Raw genomic sequence first — 18,970 nt, forward strand, 5'->3', positions numbered from 1 at the left:
TGTTATTTCTACCGCCGTACAGTCCCGATTTAAACCCTATTGAGAAAAAATGGGCACAGGCTAAATTTCTACGCCAAGGATGGATGGAGAATAATCTACCTAAACTATTTCATAATATGGGTTGTACCAATTTTATTTTGGATTGACTATAAGGCCGCATTAACCCTGCCACAGGGAGCACTAACAACACATAGTTTGGATATAGAAGATACATCGACACAAAACCCCTTAAGCTGTATTACCCCGACTATTAGTACTCGAATTTTTGCCAGCTCTAATACAGGTGTGGATGAGGCCCGTAATGTCTTGGGTTTACAGCGCTTGACTTGTGCTGGATTTGATATCAAGAATCCTGAAGTATTAAGGCGCAGGTATTTGCGGTTCGGCGGTACAGACCAGCAGCGCATCAGCGACTTACAGAACATGGCCACTGGTGCCATTGAAGTACCCAAACTGCTATTGGCAGCCCGAGGCGGCTATGGGGCCATGCGTCTTTTGGAGCAGGTGAATTGGCAAAGCCTGGGTGATCAGATGCGTGAAAAAGGTACGATTTTGGCAGGTTTTAGTGATGTGACCGCCGTGCAATGTGCACTGTTGGCTCAAGGCAAAATGAGCAGCTTGGCGGCACCCATGCTATATAGCGAGTTTGGCAAAAAGCAGCCGGATGTGGTCAGTTGCCAAGGCTTTATTGATGCCATTACCCAGCCAAAGCTCAAAATAAGTTTGCCGCAGCAAGACATTTCAATGCTAAAAACACCTATGACAGGCACGCTATGGGGCGGCAACTTAAGTGTGGTATCGGCGCTGGCAGGTAGCCCTTATATACCTAATCCTGAAGGCGGAATTGTGTTTTTAGAAGATGTGGGGGAGCAGCCCTATCAAGTAGAGCGTATGCTATATAGCTTATATTTATCGGGTGCCTTTAAACGTCAGCAAGCTATTGTGCTTGGCGCCTTTAGTGGGACAGGGCAGGACAGTTATGATGCCCGCTATGACATGAGTTTGGTTGTTAAACAGTTAAAACAGATAACCCACTTACCTGTATTTACCGGCCTTCCATTTGGCCATGTGGCTCGTAAACAAAGCTTCCCACTGGGCGCGCAATGCCAGTTAAGTGCCTCTGATACTGGTATTGAGCTTGAGTTTAGCGGCTACCCAACCATAGCTGGTGAGTTGATTTATCCTGAAGGATTATGGCGCTAGATCGCGGCTAAGAAATATTAACGTATTAGGCATAATACTTTACATTAAAGTACTAAAGGTCGGTTTTCATTAAGCTATTATTGGAGGTCAATAAATAATTAAATAATAAGGATAATAAATATGTCAAATTCATCTAATAGCTCTAACGACAAGCAAGACAACAGCATCAATAAAGCTTTGGAGTCTCTTGAGAATACAACAGAAACTACCAGCAATGAAGAAGTTGTGGGTGTGGAAGTTGTGAAAGGCGATAAAATTATTTATGAAGAGGGCGACTTTGAAGAATTTAATAAAGCGCAGGACTTAGACTCTGATTCAGATAATTTGGCACAAGATTCAGCCGATTCTGATAAAGATGATGCCAGTCAAGTATCTAAAAAACAACAGGCCTCATCAGCTAATAAAGATCAAGAGTCTAATGATTCTAAAGAGACTGATTCCAAAAAAGATAATTCAGAGGCTGATGAACAAGACAGTGACTCTGACGACGAGCAAGCTAAAGACGAGCAGTCTGAAGATAACCAAAAAGATTCAGAAAGCAATGACTCTGACCAAGAAGGCTCAGGCAAAGACAAATATACCGCTGCTATCGCCAACCTGTATCAGTGGGCGGCTAAGCTAAAAGATGAGTTCATCACAGACAAAAAATCTGGCTTAGCAGACAGCGCTGAGTCTAAACAAGAATCAGACCCAGCAGATAGCGATAAGCAAGCGGACTCTGATAACTCAGATAACAAAGACAGCTCTGAGAAACAGGATTCTGAACAAGAGGATAAGCACAGCGTCTCAATTGCCAATATCTATCAATGGGCTGCAAAGTTAAAAGAAGATTTTGCCTCTGAAGCTTCTAATGTTACCCATGATGTGTCCGAAAAAGCCCTAGCTATGATGCTCACTAAGCTGCTTAATGCTGCACAGAGCGAGCTTAAAGCGTTTGATGCAAAACTTGATGGGGCAGAATCGCCTACAGAAAATTCAGAAGAGGAGCGTAGCAAGATTGCAGCCAAGAAAGACAAATATCAGGGTATGATTGATTTACTGCAAGGTGAATAATAAATTATATTATCGTAATTGAGCCGCTCAATCTGATTTTTAATAGTTTAATGTCAAGGCCTAAGATGATCCTTTTAGATTGTCTTGGGCTTTTTTTATTATCAATAAATAGAAGATAGCGACATATTATTTCTTATGATCAACAACCAGCTGCTCGGAATAGGAGTAATATCAAAGGTTTACTCCTTTAGTATGACTTTAGAAAGTTATGTTAACAATAAATAGTTTAGAAAAGCTTTATTTTTTTGAAGTTTAAGAGTATAAATACAGTTAAGGGCAATAGCAGACAAATGTCTGGTATCGCTTTTAGTCTACTTTGTATCTATGACGTCCAGTAGGCGTAACTTTTTTACAAATGCAGCAAATGCAGAGAGACATACACAAACGTAAGTAAATACAGGCATGCCATTGGCTGTCTATATCTACCTAATTTCATTAGTCAATAACCCTATAGGGTTAGTTCGCTTGTTTTCTTCCCTATTGACCCCATATATCTATTATGATAGCTGGAGTATTGTTGCTGCCTAATTCGATTATCGATAAGCTAAATTGAACTAAATTTCGATAACGTTAAAAAAAATGTACTTTGAAAGGTTCGTACTTTAGTAATACATAATGTATGAATAATTATTTTTGACAGAAGAAGTTTTTTTCATATTTTCTGAGTTGATAAGTTAAGTAGGAACGAGCATAATTCAGCCCACTCTACACAGATACTGGGCTAGCGTATCCATGTTGTTTTTTGTGATATCGTTAAAATCAGCTTGGTCTTTGGTAGAGTTAAACAGAGTTTTTAGTGGTTTATGATTAAGTAAGTAATTAAATTTAAATGGATTTTTAGTTATAGTGAATTCTTTTACTTATTTACACATAAGAAATACTAAAATAAGTTGCAGTATCTTTTTTTTAGTGTATAATACGTCGCCATCAAAGCCATATGTCGTTTCTGACTTATGCTATTCCAAACTAGCATAATAGATTCTGGATATGGTTAACACCACCTTTCTTTGAATACCTTTTGTCACAACGCTTTCTCAAAATTTAATGGAATAAAGAATTAGCTAAATGCATGTATATGTAGGATTTTTTGACCCTATAAGTATCTGCATATGACTGATTTTGGTGCCTTATGGACATTGGGTAAAGGTAAGCTAGGTTTTTTTAGTCGGAGTGTTAGTTTAAAACATCGTTTTATGTTTATTTACCTTAATAAAAGCGAAAACATAAAACAAAAAACATTTCTCTTTTAATGGAATCCTTATGAAAAAAATCATTTTAGCTACTTCTGCAATTATCCTAGGCTCAGCTGCTGCACATGCAGCCGACGGTACCATCACTATCACAGGTCAAATTACAGACAGAACTTGTACTGTAGACAGTAAGTCTAAAGATTTAGCGGTAGCACTACCTACTGTATCTGCTGCGTCATTAACTCCAGGTCAAACTGCAGGTCGTACTCCTTTCACTATTAACCTAACCGGCTGTTCAGAAGGTAAAGTAGCTACTTACTTCGAACCAGGTTCTACTGTAGATTATGATTCAGGGCGTCTAAACAACGCTACTGGCACTGCGACAAACGTACAGGTTCAGTTACTAGGCGATAACAACGCAGTTATTCCAGTACTTGCAAAAACAGCAGGTACTCAAGCGAACTCACAAGAGGTTACCGTTGCAGCTAATGGCTCAGCCGCTCTAAACTACTATGCTGAATACTACGCTAAAGCTCAAGCCACAGCCGGTGACGTAAAGACTTCTGTTAAGTACACGATTGTTTACCCATAGTCACTACTTTAGTCACTAGAAAGTTAACCATGTTGTAAGACTAAATGAGCTAAGGTAAGCAATTACCTTAGCTTTTATATTTTAAATTTCAGAAGGAATACAACATCATGCTATTGAATTGCAAATTATTAAACCGCAAAATGTGTAGAACGGCTCTACTGGCATTAATGCTACCTTTTACAGCTGCTAATGCTGATGTGGTTATCCATGGTACTCGTGTTGTATACCCTTCTGATGCTCGTGAAATAACCGTTAAGGTAACTAATGAAGGCACAAGCCCCGCCTTAGTGCAAGCTTGGATCGATGAAGGGGATGCTAAAATCACTCCCGATCAATCAAAATCCCCATTTGTTATTACCCCGCCTATCACTCGTGTTGAGCCGGGTAAAGGCCAATCATTACGAGTTAGTGCTTTGCCTGGGGTTAATTCACTTAGCAAAACTCAAGAAAGCTTGTTTTGGTTGAATGTATTAGATATTCCGCCGAAACCCACTAAAAAAGATGCTGATAGTGGCTCAGATAACTTTTTGCAATTGGCGATTCGCTCACGTCTTAAGTTCTTTTATCGTCCTGCAGGTCTTAAGGGGGATAGCTTGTCTGCTCCTAAACAATTACAGTGGTCAGTTCAAGGCAATACCTTGACCATTAAAAATCCTACTCCTTATCACGTTACTATTACTTCTATTGTGCAAAAACCTGTCGGTGCTGCAACAGATAAAGCAGAGGTGTTAACCGATGGGATGATGTTACTACCATTTTCTGAACAAAAAATTAATGTTAAAAATCCTAATCTAAAAGGTATGACCTTTACCACAATTAATGATTATGGTGGCCGAGTACAGCAGGCAGTTGAATAAAGGGTTGTTTCACCCCTTTGACTATTTTTAATCGTACGTGTTCAAATCATGCGTGAAGGATATGGGGTGGCTGAAACTATGGATAAGGCAAAAATAATCAAAAATTCTGTAAAGCGTACGTTTAGCTACTCGCTATTGTGTGGCGTGGTAACCTTAAGTCTTTCAGGTTTGGCATTGGCCGATGAGACTGCCGGAAATGAGAATGCTGGAGCGATTTCTGCAGATTTTGATTCAGCATTTTTGATTGGCGATGCCAAAAAAATTGATATTTCCAAGTTTGCTAATGGTAACCCTATTTTGCCAGGTGAATATAGCTTAGATGTTTATGTTAATGGTAATTGGTTTGGCAAACAGCGCTTGGTATTTAAACCTACCCCAGATGACAAAAGCTCATTTACTTGCTTTACGCCCAAACAGCTACTTGAATTCGGTATCAAAGCGGAACTGATTAAACAAAAGGCCAAAAACTCTGCCAACAGTTGTTTGCCACTTGAGCAGTGGGTAGATGAGGCCTTTTATAACTTTGATATGTCAAGTCTAAAGCTTGAGGTATCTATTCCTCAAGTTGCTATGCAGAATAATGCCCGAGGTTATGTCGATCCTAGCATTTGGGATAGGGGTATTAATGCTGGCTTTGCTTCTTATAACGCCAGTGCCTACAAGACCTTTGATAGTACTAACAATCAAGAAAACACCAATGCCTTTGTCTCGCTCAATGCTGGGCTTAACCTAGCCAGCTGGCAGCTGCGTCATAATGGCCAGTGGACGTGGTCAGACAATGAGGATGGTAAGTCAGAATACACTGCGGTAAACACCTATTTACAGCGTGCTTTTCCTGAGCAACGTGGAATACTTACTTTAGGTGATAGCTTTAGTCAAGGTGATATATTTGATACTTTCGGTTATCGCGGCGTAGCTTTTGCCAGTGATGATCGTATGTTGCCCAGTAGCTTAAGTGGTTATGCGCCACGCATTCGCGGTAATGCGAAGACCAATGCTAAGGTAGAGGTTCGCCAGCAAGGCCAGCTCATTTATCAAACCGACGTATCTGCCGGTAGCTTTGAGATTAACGATTTATATCCCACAGGCTTTGGTGGACAGCTAGACGTGTCTGTTATTGAAGCCGATGGCGAAGTACAGAAATTCTCTCTTCCTTACACCTCAGTGGCTCAAATGCTACGTCCTGGGCTAAGCCGCTATGCGGTGGTAGCGGGCAATTATCGCAATAAAGAGATTGATAAAGATCCTTTGATTTTACAAGGTCAATACCAGCGCGGTATTAATAACTTTATTACTGCCTATGGCGGTGCACAGGCCTCTGAAGACTATAAAGCTGTGACTTTGGGTAGCGCTTTTGCGACGCGATTGGGTGCGGTAGCTTTTGATGTCACCCACTCAGATACGGACTTTAAAAACCGGTCCCCAGAGACTGGACAAAGTTATCGTGTCAGTTATAGCAAACTTATTAGCCCGACCAATACCAATGTGACTTTAGCTGCTTATCGTTATTCAACACAAGGCTTTTACCGTTTGGCAGATGCTTTTAAAGCACAAGAACAGGATGAAGAGGGTATTGGTACCTTATATATTGGTAAACAGCGTAGTGAGTTTCAGGTGACCTTGAACCAAGGATTACCTAATAAGTGGGGTAACTTCTATTTAACTGGGGCTTGGGTGGATTATTGGGACAAACAAGAAGATACTAAACAGTATCAGTTCGGTTATAACAACACGTACAAAGGTGTCAGCTATGGCTTATCTGCCAATAAACGTGTGGTAGAAAATGCCACATCAGGCAAAGTTATCGACGATACTGAATATATGTTGACCTTGTCACTGCCACTATCGATTAAACGCAAAGCAGTCACTCTTAACTCATACGCTACTCAAGACAATATCACGGTGGGTATCAATGGCTCGCTTGGGGATAGAACAAGCTATGGCGCTACGTTATCTACTGACTATGGCGAAAACCCAAGCTTAAATACCAATGCTCAGTATCGCAGTAACTATGCTACTTTAGGCGGCACTTACTCTGTAGCCGATGGCTATCAACAACTGGGTCTGTCTGCTGGAGGTAACATAGTAGTACACCCAGAGGGTGTGGTATTTAGTCCTGATCAGGGAAGAACCATGGTATTGGTTTATGCACCAGGTGCTGAAGGTGCTAAAGTGAATAATACCGATGAGCTTACCATTAATAAATCTGGCTACGCAGTTATCCCTTACGTTACTCCTTACCGAATTAATGATGTATCATTAGATACCGTAGGCATGTCCGATGATGTAGAGCTTGAGGGTGCAAGTCAACGAATCGCTCCGTATGAAGGTTCGGTAACTAAGGTAGATTTTTTAACCAAATTAGGTAAAGCCATATACATCAATACGGTTGATGACAAAGGCAATACACTGCCTTTTGGTGCAGATGTTGTTGACTCAAACGATGAACATATTGGTATAGTTGCTCAAGGAAGCTTGGTATACTTACGGACACCAAAGTTATCTGATACCATCACCGTTAAATGGGGTGATGAACAAAATGAGCAGTGTCAAATGTCGTATGATATAACCAATTTAGCCAAAGATAAAACTCAACCAATGATTACCCTAGAAGGGGTATGTCATGGATTGTAAGAGCTACTTCTTGGCAGCGGCTGTACTTGTGGGCTGTAGCCTTGGTGCAACCCAAGCGCAGGCAGGCTGTTCTTTAAGCTATGGCTTTACTACGGTAAATATTAATATGGCCATTGGTAAGGTAGTGGCTAAGCCGAACGACCCAGTGGGTAAAGTTTTATACACTCGGCGCGTTAATATACCTGCTAATCCTAACTCTCAAATGGTTTGTGACTTTTGGAGTGGGGGCACAGTACAGGCAGTTATCTTAAATAATCAGGGGCTTGCAATGCAGCCTAGTATATATAAGACCAACGTACCAGGTATTGGTATTCGCTTGTATCGAGAGTTGATAGGTGGAGATGGTTTTTCGGGATATTACCCTTATTCTTCAAGTTTAAATAGGAATACAAGATACTCTTTAGGTGAAGGGTACTTTGTTATTGAAATTGTTAAGACGGGCGAGGCTACTGGTACAGGCAGCCTAGCGCAAGGTCTATACAGTAGTTATTACCTTGAAGGTTATTCTAATCGTCCCATTCTAACCAGTACTGTTACTGGTGATACCATTACGATTACCTCTTCTTCTTGTGAGATAAAAAGTAATGCCAATAAAGTGGTTCAGTTACCCACAATGAAGAATACAGACTTTAAAGGTGTGGGTTCTACCCAAGGCGAGCAGGCCTTTGATATCAATATCTTGTGTAATGGGGGTAAAAACATTCAGACACCTGATAAAATTAGTGTCAGCTTTGACTATGAAACTGCTAATAACAACAATAGTGTTCTAAAAAATATTGCTCCTACTAATACACAAGCAAAAGGGGTGGGTACGCAACTGGTATCTAAATATAATAAGGCTGATAAAGTTATTGCCAAGGGCGAGCCGCTAAGCCTTGGTACACTTAATGCCAGTCAAACCATAAGCTATACACTGCCAATGGTAGCCCGTTATTACCAAACCGATCGTGTGGTGACTGCAGGTGAGGTGAAGTCGATAGCCACAGTGACTATTGATTACGATTAATCTAAGTTAAGGTTAGTGCTTATCGTAGCGGTAGATAGCTATTTTGCGCTATAAATTAAAAAGCTCCTATTTCTAAAGCTGCTGTAATTGGCAAATTTTGGAATAGGGGCTTTTTAAGTTTATGAACACTTATTTAGAAATATTTATTTTAATAAGTAAGACAAACTCACTGCAAACAAAAAAGGCTTCCAATTGCTTGGAAGCCTTTTTCGTCGTACTTAATATGGTACCCGGAGCCGGACTTGAACCGGCACGCTATTGCTAGCGAGGGATTTTAAATCCCTTGTGTCTACCAATTTCACCACCCGGGCAAAACTTGTGATACTTGAGTCCTTAGTGGAGAACTCTGTAAGTGCGCGTATATTATCATAAAATTAATATTCGTCAACACTTTTTTTCTTTAACTTGTTAAAAGTTTAAGATCAAAATTGGAGGCTGAGGTCGGAATCGAACCGGCGTCCACGGATTTGCAATCCGCTGCATAACCACTCTGCCACCCAGCCATTTGAGGTGACCTATAATACCAAAAAAAATTAAAAATACAAGCTATGTTGGCCGTATTTTGCAAAAATAGTGATTATTCCGGCACATTTTTGCTATTTGACCTAAAAAAATGGCTTTTAACCAAGCGATATAGGCAATCAGCTGTGTTTAAACCATAAAAAGGGATATGTATGAGCTTATTTTTAATGCCAGAAATAAGCATAAAGCTGAGATAAGCCAACTAATTTTTATTAGTGACTTTAAGGGAGAATTTTATAGGGTTTATGGCAAACTGGGCGGATTATTTGACGCTCATAGGTTACAATATTGCAGAAAGCTGCCCCATACAGGGCTGCTTTTAAAATGATTGATTGTGTCCCTTAAACTACCTCTTAAATTTTGAGATGATGGAGCCAAAAATGAATGATGCTACTGCCACACGCCTTGATGGTAAAGCACTTGCAAAACAAATTGAGACAGAGTTAAGCCAGCGTGTTGCTGCTGTTATCAAAAAAACTGGCCGCACACCTATCTTAGCCACCATTTTAGTTGGTGATGATCCCGCCTCTGCCACTTATGTACGTATGAAGGGCAATGCTTGTAAGCGTGTGGGTATGGAGTCTATCCGTGTTGAGATGCCAGCGAGTACCACTACCGAGCAGCTATTGGCCAAGATTGATGAGCTAAATAACAACCCTGATGTCCATGGTATTTTGCTTCAGCATCCGGTTCCTGAGCAGATTGATGAGCGTGCTTGCTTTGACGCCATTGACTTAAATAAAGATGTGGATGGCGTAACTTCGCTCGGTTTTGGCCGTATGAGCATGGGTGAGCCCGCTTACGGATCATGTACCCCTCAAGGCATTATGTATTTACTTGAGCGCTATTTCTTAAAAAATGGCATCGAATTTGCAGGTAAAAATGCAGTAGTGGTTGGCCGCAGTGCTATTTTGGGTAAACCAATGGCGCAGATGCTATTAAATGCCAATTGCACCGTCACTATCTGTCATTCAAAAACGCAAAATTTAGAAGAGCATGTGGGTCGTGCAGATATCCTGGTTGGTGCCGTTGGCGTACCAGAGCTGATCAAAAAAGACTGGATCAAGCCTGGTGCCATTGTGGTAGATGCTGGTTTTCATCCGACTGAGGATGGTGGCGTAGGTGACATCGAGCTTAAAGGTATTGAGTCAATTGCAGCAGCCTACACCCCAGTTCCAGGTGGGGTAGGTCCAATGACCATTAATACGTTGATTCGTCAGACAGTTGAAGCGGCTGAAAAAGCAGCTCAGGCCTAATAGAGTTCTGTGGTTTAAGAAAGTTAGGTGAATGGGTAATACTGCCCGTTATACTTGCATGAACCCACGCTAATTGCTGGGATATTCCCAGCAGTTAGCGTTTATTGCTCATATTACCCAGGCTGAAATTATTTTAATAAAGATAAAAGGCTTAAGGAGAGTTTGCCGATGAGTTCCCCGCACCCAGATAACAGCTGGCAGCATAAAGTACAGTCAATAGGTATACTTATGATTGATATCAGTCATTATTTGGCACTATTGGTCATCGGTTTTGTGATTATCTGGGCTGCGGGTGCGGAGTTTGTGAGTATTGTTCAAGGCGGTAAAGCCGATTTAAAAGATATCCTAATGCTGTTTATTTATCTTGAGCTGTTGGCTATGATTGGCATTTATTTTAAGACCCATCGTTTGCCGGTGCAGTTTTTGATTTATATTGCCATCACGGCCTTATCTCGACATTTGGTGGTCGATGTGCAGGCAGTATCAGATACTTTCCACTTATGGTTACTGTTGACCATTACCGTGTCGATTTTTATTCTAAGTACCGCAGTATTTTTATTGACCTGGACGGCCAGTCAGTATGGTCGACCCGAAGACAATGTGTATAAGCTGACGCAGAAGAAGCCGAATAAGCTAAGTGAGTAAACACAGAGTTTAAATAAAAAATTCGCTATGGGCTTTACTACAAAGTCAGCCTCTTAGGTATATGGCCTTAGCATAGCGTTGTTTTGTTTTGAATAACCTGCCTAGAGCCAACCGGATTTACGAAACTGGCGATATAACACCACACAGGTGGTTAAAATAACGGCAAGTACCACAAAGTAAGCATATTGATAATGTAGTTCAGGCATAACATCGAAGTTCATACCGTATATTCCTGCCACGGCTGTCGGTACCGCTAAGATACCGGCCCAAGCTGCCAGTTTACGTACCACCTCATTCTGCCCCATATTGACCATGGCCATATAGGTATCCATCGCCACACTGAGCATCTCATTTAGTCCATTGACCGCATCTATCGCGCGCAGTAGATGATCATTGACATCTCTAAAGTAGGGCTTGGCTATACTGGGGAAAACAGAAACCAGCTCATTTTTTTTATGATTAATAAAGAAGTTACAGATGTCTTGCACCGGCAACATAACGGCTCGCATATGTACCAGCTGCGACTTTAAGATGTACAAGCTTTGCAAAATCTCTTTGCTAAATTTATAAGAAAAGATATTACGCTCTTGCTCACGTAAGTATTCGCCTAAGCTGTCAGTAATCGGCAGGTAGCTGTCCACCACATAATCCAGTACAGCATGTAGCACAAATACCGGTCCCATAGACATCTTCTCAGGGCGGCGATGGCAGTAGGCACGTACCGGTGCGTACGAGTTTGATGCCCCAGTACGTATGGTAATAATGTAATTGCTGCCCATAAACATGGAGGTGGTGCCATAGTGAATGTGATTATTGGCAAGATACGCGGTACGCACTACCACAAATAGTGATTCATTACCGTAGGTCTCAATTTTTGCACGTTGGTTTTCATTAAATGCATCTTCTAACGCCAGCTCATGAATATCAAAAGCCTTTTGAACCGCTTCAATGGTTTCAATACTGGGATCATATAAGCCCAACCAAATAAACTGACCCTTATTGGCCAGTGTTCTACTGACCTCATCTAAGTCGATCTTCTCGATAAATAGGCCTGTTTTGCGTGAATAGACACAGCAGTTAACAATCTCATTAATCCCTGAGCGTTCAAAATCTTCCACGCGCTCAGCATCAGGGTCATATACCGGCATAGTGGGGGACATAAAGGCGAGAGCTTGTTGCTCTTCTTTAGTTCTCAGATCTGACATACTACAGTCTCATGGCTGGGTTAACAAAAATGCGGTTTTAATATAGCTGTGGTTTTAATACCGGCAATACTTTATAAAGCATATTTTTTTAAGGTATCTATACTCACCAATTCTAGTAAGCTCTCATGACAGGCCTCAAGCTTAATTTTGGGCGCCATATCATGGTCTAAAGCATCCAACCAACGTAGTGCACAAAGACACCAATAATCTCCCGGTTTTAATCCTGGAAACCCAAATTCAGGTACAGGTGTGATTAAGTCATTGCCTGTTTTGGCCGAAAAGCTTAAAAATTCTGCGGTCATTTTCGCGCATACGGTGTGCTGGCCAATATCTTGAGGGCCGGTATGACAAAAGCCATTGCGATAATAGCCAGTAATGGGGTCAAAGCAGCAGCTGGCAAGCGCTGTGCCAAGTACATTTCTCTGGTTAAGTTTAGGATCGGGGTGATGTGATGACATATAAGAATCTCAGAGTAATCTTGAGTGGGCACATTATGTGCCTACTCATAAGGCGGCTATGGCTGCACAATGACATAAAGGTATGTAGCAGCCTACGACCAAAAATAATACACAAGGTTTAACATAGGGGGAGCTATTACTGATTATGCCGTTATTATGAGCCTATAAATCAGCAGCTTAGCACAATGAAATAGTAACACATTCAGGGGCCTCAAATCTGTTTAAGCCGGTCACAAACCAGCTGCATCTGAGTAAAGCATAGCGCCGAAAAATAAAATACAGTTAAGATGAGCTGATCTTAGTCAAAGCTCTTGTTAGTAACCATGACCTTAAATATTTATGCCCACAAGCTGTCTAAATGGGTCACTTAGCACCGGACAAAAAAAGACCTATTTTGTTGTGGCTATTTGTGACATTAATTAAGGCTTTGTCTAGGCGAAAGCGGTCAGCTATGCTAGACTTAATAACACAAAAAATCGCCTTATTAGATACTTTAAGCGTCCTAATTATCATAAAAACGTGTTAAAATAGCCGCTGTAGTCTGCGTTTAGACCTTTAAAGCGCTCGCATGGGAGTGGCAGAAGTATCCTAATCCTAGGCAGGTCGTATTAGACCCACTTAAAAAAGACATCATAAAAAAGATATAATAACTCACAGCAAAACGGTGTACGCCGTTTAATTGTGTGCTCAGTGAAAAAATGTGCTACATTCAAAACAGCCTTAGTAAAAAGCGTCTAGCAAGATTAAGTGCTCTGTTTTCAATGGTTTGTGTTCTCAATATCTCGATTACTAATACACTTTAACTAACGATTTGGTAATGGCTAAACTGCTTAAATGAAGAGTGTCGCCTCCAAACAAGGATTACTTGTGTCTGACAGTTCTACAACCTCCAATAACGCTCAACGTCAATCTTCAGATAAATTGTCCCATGTGGCAGACATCGATAACATTTGGTTATTACCAGATGGGGTCAGTGATTTATTGTCTGAAGAGGCACAAAAACAAGAATGGCTGCGTTACAAGTTAACCCGGCTGTTGGTCAGCCGTGGTTATGAGCTGATTTGTCCACCTATGATTGAGTTTACCGAGTCCTTACTGGGTAACGCATCAGAGGACTTAAAGCGTCAAACCTTTAAAATCATTGATCAGCTATCGGGCCGATTGATGGGGGTGCGTGCTGATATTACACCGCAGATTTTGCGTATTGATGCTCACTTAAATAAGATGGGCAAAGCCAATAAAATTGCCAGATACTGCTATGCCGGCCACGTTATACGCACTTTACCAGATGGTTTGTTTGGCTCACGTACACCGCTGCAATTAGGGGCAGAAATCTTTGGTAGTGACAGCTTAGATGCTGATATTGAGCTGATTGATGTGCTGTATTGCCTCATTAATAATCTCAATCTAAAAAAACACTTACACATAGACATAGGACATGTGGCTATTTTTGCGCGTTTAAAAGAGCTTGCTGGCTTGTCAGAAAATGACGCTTCGGTACTGATGAATTTATATGCCAATAAAGCTCTGCCTGAATTAAAGCAGGTCTGTGCTGAGCTGCCGATGGGCAATGACTTTTATCAATTGGCCGTATATGGCCATGATATGAATGCGCTTAAGCAGGCCTTATCGCAGACGGCAACGGAAGATAAAGCGATTATCAAGGCCGTGCAAGAAGTGCAGGCCATGGTCGCTCATATCAAGAATACGTATCAAAGCAATGTCAGCGTAGACATCACAGAGCTTGGATACCATTATCACACTGGCATTGTTTTTAATGCCTACTTTGAAAACGAGTCACAGGCGGTGGTACGTGGTGGTCGTTTTAATGGTGAAGGCTTTGATGCTGCGAGTCAGGCGTCTACGGCTATTTCCGAAGAACTGCCCTCACGTAGTGCCACGGGCTTTAGCTTAGAGGTGACTCGTTTGCAGCGCTTTATTAGCTTAAATGAATCTAAGCTAGTTTTAGTAAGCTTCGCGGATATGCAAGGCGTGCGCAGTGATGACAATGAGAAGTTGGCAAAAGATTTAACGACCAAGATTGCAGAGTTACGTGATCTAGGTCACCGAGTGGTGCGTCCTTTAAGCAGTGAAGATGCTCCCAATAATGTGACACACAAACTAATTTTAGAAGATGGTGAGTGGGTTTTACGGGCCGTATAATTTATCTGCTCTTGCAGCGTAGACGCAGCAGGGCGTAGATAGGTTTTGGGTTTTAAACTAAGTGCGCCACAATGACGCAATTTAATTTTTACAGTTCAATACGAGTGGTTAAGGATCAGTTATGGGAAAGAATGTTGTAGTACTAGGTAGCCAATGGGGCGATGAAGGTAAAGGCAAGATTGTTGACTTGCTTACCGAAAAAGCTTCTGCTGTAGCCCGCTTCCAAGGCGGTCACAATGCGGGTCACACTTTGGTGGTAGACGGCAAAAAAACAGTTCTACACTTAATTCCATCAGGTATTTTGCGTGATGACGTGACGTGCTTTATCGGTAATGGCGTGGTGTTGTCACCAGAGGCGCTACTTATCGAGATGAAAGAGCTTGAAGACAATAACGTGCCGGTTCGTGAGCGTCTAAAAATCTCACCAAACTGTCCATTAATCATGCCTTACCACATCGCACTTGACCAAGCGCGTGAAGCTAAGCGTGGTTCTGGTAAAATTGGTACGACAGGTCGTGGTATCGGTCCTGCTTATGAGGACAAAGTGGCACGCCGTGCCATCAAGCTGGCTGATTTGTTCCGCCCAGATTTAGAAGAAAAACTACGCAACTTAATTGAATACCACAATTTCCAATTGACTCAGTATTACAAAGTGGATGCCATCGACTTTGATACCACTTTTGCCCTATGCCAGCAGTGGCGTGATGAGCTAAAAGAGCTGGTTTGTGATGTGACTGAAGCCCTAAATCAATTGCGTCTGGCTGGCAAAAACCTAATGTTTGAGGGTGCTCAAGGTACGTTACTTGATATCGACCACGGTACTTATCCGTTCGTAACCAGCTCAAGCGTAACTGCCGGTGGTGTATCGACGGGTACGGGTATTGGTCCTTTATACTTAGACTACGTTTTGGGTATTACCAAGGCTTATACCACTCGTGTGGGTAGTGGTCCATTCCCAACTGAATTGTTCGATGATGTGGGTGCGCATTTGGCCAAAGTGGGTCATGAATTTGGTGCAACGACAGGTCGTGCCCGCCGCTGTGGTTGGTTTGATGCCGAAGCCCTACGCCGTGCTGTCGTATTAAATTCACTATCAGGTATCTGCTTAACCAAGCTTGATGTGTTAGATGGTTTGGATGAAATCCGTATTGGTGTGGGTTATGATATCCCTGAATCTGAGTTTGCTGCTGCCCATGACGGCGAGTTTTATGAGACGGTAACGCCAAAATATGAGACGTTACCAGGCTGGAAAGGCTCAACTGTAGGCATTACTAACTATGATGATCTACCAGAGGAAGCCAAAGCGTATATCAAGCGTATTGAGCAGTTAATTGATTGCCCTGTCGATATTATCTCAACTGGTCCTGACCGTGATGAAACCATCGTGCTACGCGACCCGTATGATGCCTAAGTCTTGTCTTATTGTGCTCAAACGATAAGATTTATCAAAACTGGCACGTCATAGCTTAATAAAAGACCCTATGTTATTTTAAACATGGGGTTTTTTTATCACTCGAATATTTAAGCAATCATAAGTCATTCGTCATCATTTTGGGAGACAGGTCATGGTACAACAGCTGTATTTAGAGGATTTAAAGGTGGGCGACAAATGGATAAGTGGTGAGGCATCCCTCAGCGAGGCTGAGATTAAAGATTTTGCCAAGGATTATGATCCCCAGCCCTATCATTTAGACAATGAGCGGGCTCGGGATACGTTTTTTGGCACTTTGGTCGCCAGTGGGTGGCAGACTGCTGGGGTTACCATGCGTTTAATGGTGCAGACCATTCCTATTGCTACCGGTTTGATTGGCGCTGGGGCACAGATTAGCTGGCCGGCGCCAACTTATCCGAATGATATCTTGCATATTGAAGCGGAGGTTGTTGACATTAAAGCGTCCAAATCTAAACCAGACCGTGGCATGGTGGTGGTACAAATCAATACCTTTAATCAAAATCAGCAAATAGTGCAGCGCTTTACGTGCACCATGCTGGCCTTTAAACGCACCGCTGGCATACCTCCCTTAAATAATGAGCATTTATTAGGGTCGCAGGTATAGGGTTAATCATGCTACAGTTTACCTTCTTGGGCACCTCGGCAGGCATCCCCACAAAAAAGCGTAATGTCACAGCCTTAGCCATTGAATGCCTCAACCCTTACGCCGCAAACAGTGCGCAACAAAGCGGCAGTAAAAAGCCTTGGGTCTTGATAGATTGTGGCGAGGCTACCCAGCATCAATTATTACACACTAAGCTGAGTGTTAGGCACTTAGCGGCTATCTGTATCACCCATGTGCATGGTGATCACTGTTATGGCTTGCCTGGGCTGCTTGCAAGTATGGCGATGTCGGGACGCACAGCGCCGCTGACCCTCATTGCCCCTAAGGCTATTTTAACCTTGATACAGGCAGTGCAATCCACTACAGATTTGTATTTGCCCTATGATATTGATTTTGTGGCCATAGAAGATAAGGTGTGCGCAGATCAGAGCGTAGCTAACCCAGTTGTCTTACAGTTATCTGCAGCGCATAAGCTTGAGATTGAAATCGTTAAGCTATCACATCGGGTTGCCTCATATGGCTTTGTGATAACTCAAGTGGTGCAGAGCCTTAAACTCAATACTCATAAATTAAAACAGCAGGGCATTGCGGCTACTGCTGCCTGGGGTCAGCTGCAGGCAGGGCAGGATGTGATGTTGGAAGATGGTCGCAAGCTGGTCTCTGTAGAGTATACTTACCGTGAGAGTCAGCAGTTAAAAGTGGTTGTTGGCGGGGATAATGACACCCCGGAATTATTGCAACAAGCAGTACAAGGTGCCAATGTGCTCATCCATGAGGCAACCTATACTCAGAGTGTCAGAGACAAAATCATGTCACGACCTGATGGCTTTGATCCGATGCACACCACAGCTAAGTGTATTGCTCAATTTGCGCAGGCGATGCAGTTGCCGGCATTGATTTTGACACATTTTAGTGCCCGTTATCACAGTTATGATGACCCTGAGAGTAAAGCACCTAATATGGCGGATATCCGCTTAGAGGTGGGGCAGTATTATCAAGGCAAGCTGTGGCTGGCGCGTGATTTTATGCGTTTTTTGGTGGACAGTGATGGGGTTCGTCAGCTGCCCACGTAAACAGCTTTAGGATAACTTACCTGGATTTAATAACAGCTTTGATTTAACACTTGCCTTGATTTACTCGTTACCTTGATTTACTCGTTGCCTTGATTTAATAACAGCTTTGATTTAACACTTGCCTTGATTTACTCGTTACCTTGATTTACTCGTTGCCTTGATTTAATAACAGCTGACCTATCCAGTGCCGAGAAAATTGATAAGCCACACGTCCTGAGCGACCACCGCGGCTTGAAGACCATAATAGAGCTTGCCCGCGTATCTCATCTGACCACTCAATGCCCTCAGCTTGCAGATAGTGGGCGACGATATTTACGTAAGTCTCTTGATTCATTGGATAAAATGACAGCCATAGGCCAAAGCGGTCAGACAAAGAGACAGTTTCATCAATGGTCTCGTAAGGGTTAACCTCATCGGTCTGGCCATCATAGATATTAACATTGTCTTTTATCAGCTGAGGCAGCAAATGGCGGCGGTTACTGGTGGCATAAACCAATAGCTTATCCTGCTCAGAGTCGAGCGCACCATCAAGCACGCTTTTTAAAGTACGGTAGTTCTCGTCTTGCCCATTAAAGGCTAAGTCATCACAATAAACGATGTAACGGCACGAGGTGTCCTCAGGCAGCTCATTAATGGCCTGACGAATTTTGTCCAGTACTTGTAAATCGTCACGAGAGACTTCAATCATGCGCAGACCTTGGTCTTTAAACTCATTTAGTAGTGCGCGAATTATGGAAGACTTGCCTGCGCCTCGAGTACCTGTCATTAGGACATGGTTGGCGGGATAGCCGGCCAAAAACTGCTTGGTATTTTGGATTATTTTTGTTTTTTGAGTGTCAATACCGATTAAATCGTCTAAAGACAGCGCGGAGCTAACCTGGATAGGCTCAAGTCGTCCTGTCATACCACCAACCCAGCGATAAGCCAGTTGGTTTGGATCGATTTCAAGCGAGGGGATAATGTGTTGTTTTAAAAATTCAGTCAGTAAGTGAGTTAAAGTATCATCCAAGGTAAGCGTATTTACAGAATTTGCCATGCTGACTCAGCCCTATCCAA

The 18,970-nt window shown here is 42.3% G+C and carries 16 protein-coding genes and 2 tRNA genes; 13 read left to right on the forward strand and 5 right to left on the reverse strand.

Annotated elements, in window-relative coordinates; genetic code table 11:
- The 7 genes from JMX92_RS13755 to JMX92_RS06355 all read left to right on the forward strand — a co-directional run.
- A partial coding sequence (locus tag JMX92_RS13755) for a transposase (protein ID WP_413786862.1) occupies positions 1 to 146 on the forward strand: 146 nt, incomplete at its 5' end.
- 49 nt (positions 147 to 195) lie between these two features.
- Positions 196 to 1,203, forward strand: coding sequence for an LD-carboxypeptidase (locus JMX92_RS06330; RefSeq protein ID WP_227675287.1), 1,008 nt, complete (start codon positions 196 to 198; stop codon positions 1,201 to 1,203).
- Between the two features lie 120 nt (positions 1,204 to 1,323).
- A complete protein-coding gene (locus tag JMX92_RS06335) occupies positions 1,324 to 2,256 on the forward strand; it encodes a hypothetical protein (RefSeq protein WP_201544545.1) in 933 nt (310 codons plus the stop codon).
- Between the two features lie 1,260 nt (positions 2,257 to 3,516).
- Positions 3,517 to 4,038 (forward strand): fimbrial protein, encoded by a 522-nt coding sequence (locus tag JMX92_RS06340; protein ID WP_201544546.1) that lies wholly within the window; start codon positions 3,517 to 3,519, stop codon positions 4,036 to 4,038.
- Between the two features lie 107 nt (positions 4,039 to 4,145).
- Positions 4,146 to 4,895, forward strand: coding sequence for a molecular chaperone (locus tag JMX92_RS06345; protein ID WP_201544548.1), 750 nt, complete (start codon positions 4,146 to 4,148; stop codon positions 4,893 to 4,895).
- 78 nt (positions 4,896 to 4,973) lie between these two features.
- Positions 4,974 to 7,529, forward strand: a complete 2,556-nt coding sequence (locus tag JMX92_RS06350; protein WP_201544594.1) for a fimbria/pilus outer membrane usher protein — start codon at positions 4,974 to 4,976, stop codon at positions 7,527 to 7,529.
- Positions 7,519 to 8,535 (forward strand): fimbrial protein, encoded by a 1,017-nt coding sequence (locus tag JMX92_RS06355; protein ID WP_011961033.1) that lies wholly within the window; start codon positions 7,519 to 7,521, stop codon positions 8,533 to 8,535. Before JMX92_RS06350 ends, JMX92_RS06355 begins: the two co-directional genes overlap by 11 nt.
- Before the next feature lie 224 nt (positions 8,536 to 8,759).
- Here the strand turns inward: JMX92_RS06355 and JMX92_RS06360 are convergent.
- Positions 8,760 to 8,846: transfer RNA gene (locus JMX92_RS06360), tRNA-Leu, on the reverse strand.
- Between the two features lie 118 nt (positions 8,847 to 8,964).
- A tRNA-Cys gene (locus tag JMX92_RS06365) sits at positions 8,965 to 9,038 on the reverse strand.
- A gap of 399 nt (positions 9,039 to 9,437) precedes the next feature.
- Between JMX92_RS06365 and folD the strand changes: the two genes are divergently transcribed.
- A complete protein-coding gene (folD, locus tag JMX92_RS06370; RefSeq protein WP_011961032.1) occupies positions 9,438 to 10,313 on the forward strand; it encodes a bifunctional methylenetetrahydrofolate dehydrogenase/methenyltetrahydrofolate cyclohydrolase FolD in 876 nt (291 codons plus the stop codon).
- A 168-nt stretch (positions 10,314 to 10,481) separates the two neighbouring features.
- Entirely contained in the window at positions 10,482 to 10,958 is a 477-nt protein-coding gene (locus tag JMX92_RS06375) for a phosphate-starvation-inducible protein PsiE (protein ID WP_011961031.1), read from the forward strand.
- Between the two features lie 101 nt (positions 10,959 to 11,059).
- Here the strand turns inward: JMX92_RS06375 and corA are convergent, their stop codons facing one another.
- Entirely contained in the window at positions 11,060 to 12,163 is a 1,104-nt protein-coding gene (gene corA, locus JMX92_RS06380; RefSeq protein WP_011961030.1) for a magnesium/cobalt transporter CorA, read from the reverse strand.
- A 71-nt stretch (positions 12,164 to 12,234) separates the two neighbouring features.
- Positions 12,235 to 12,621, reverse strand: coding sequence for a DUF2237 family protein (locus tag JMX92_RS06385; RefSeq protein ID WP_110816865.1), 387 nt, complete (start codon positions 12,619 to 12,621; stop codon positions 12,235 to 12,237).
- Between the two features lie 867 nt (positions 12,622 to 13,488).
- Here JMX92_RS06385 and JMX92_RS06390 point away from each other — a divergent pair.
- From JMX92_RS06390 to JMX92_RS06405, 4 genes are all read left to right on the forward strand, one after another.
- On the forward strand, positions 13,489 to 14,784 hold the full coding sequence (locus JMX92_RS06390) for an ATP phosphoribosyltransferase regulatory subunit (protein ID WP_201544550.1): 1,296 nt from the start codon (positions 13,489 to 13,491) through the stop codon (positions 14,782 to 14,784).
- A gap of 121 nt (positions 14,785 to 14,905) precedes the next feature.
- Positions 14,906 to 16,195, forward strand: coding sequence for an adenylosuccinate synthase (locus JMX92_RS06395; RefSeq protein ID WP_011961027.1), 1,290 nt, complete (start codon positions 14,906 to 14,908; stop codon positions 16,193 to 16,195).
- 154 nt (positions 16,196 to 16,349) lie between these two features.
- Positions 16,350 to 16,841 (forward strand): MaoC family dehydratase, encoded by a 492-nt coding sequence (locus JMX92_RS06400; protein ID WP_011961026.1) that lies wholly within the window; start codon positions 16,350 to 16,352, stop codon positions 16,839 to 16,841.
- Between the two features lie 8 nt (positions 16,842 to 16,849).
- On the forward strand, positions 16,850 to 17,914 hold the full coding sequence (locus JMX92_RS06405) for a ribonuclease Z (RefSeq protein ID WP_201544552.1): 1,065 nt from the start codon (positions 16,850 to 16,852) through the stop codon (positions 17,912 to 17,914).
- Positions 17,915 to 18,059: 145 nt separating this feature from the next.
- On the opposite strand, the gene JMX92_RS06410 is transcribed toward JMX92_RS06405, so the two are convergent.
- The gene (locus JMX92_RS06410; protein WP_201544554.1) at positions 18,060 to 18,950 is read right to left on the reverse strand and encodes an ATP-binding protein; all 891 of its coding nucleotides are present in this window, start codon (positions 18,948 to 18,950) and stop codon (positions 18,060 to 18,062) included.
- Positions 18,951 to 18,970 lie beyond the last annotated feature (20 nt).

Origin of the sequence: Psychrobacter sp. H7-1, from assembly GCF_904846585.1 — a bacterium.
In the GTDB taxonomy this organism is placed as follows: domain Bacteria; phylum Pseudomonadota; class Gammaproteobacteria; order Pseudomonadales; family Moraxellaceae; genus Psychrobacter; species Psychrobacter raelei.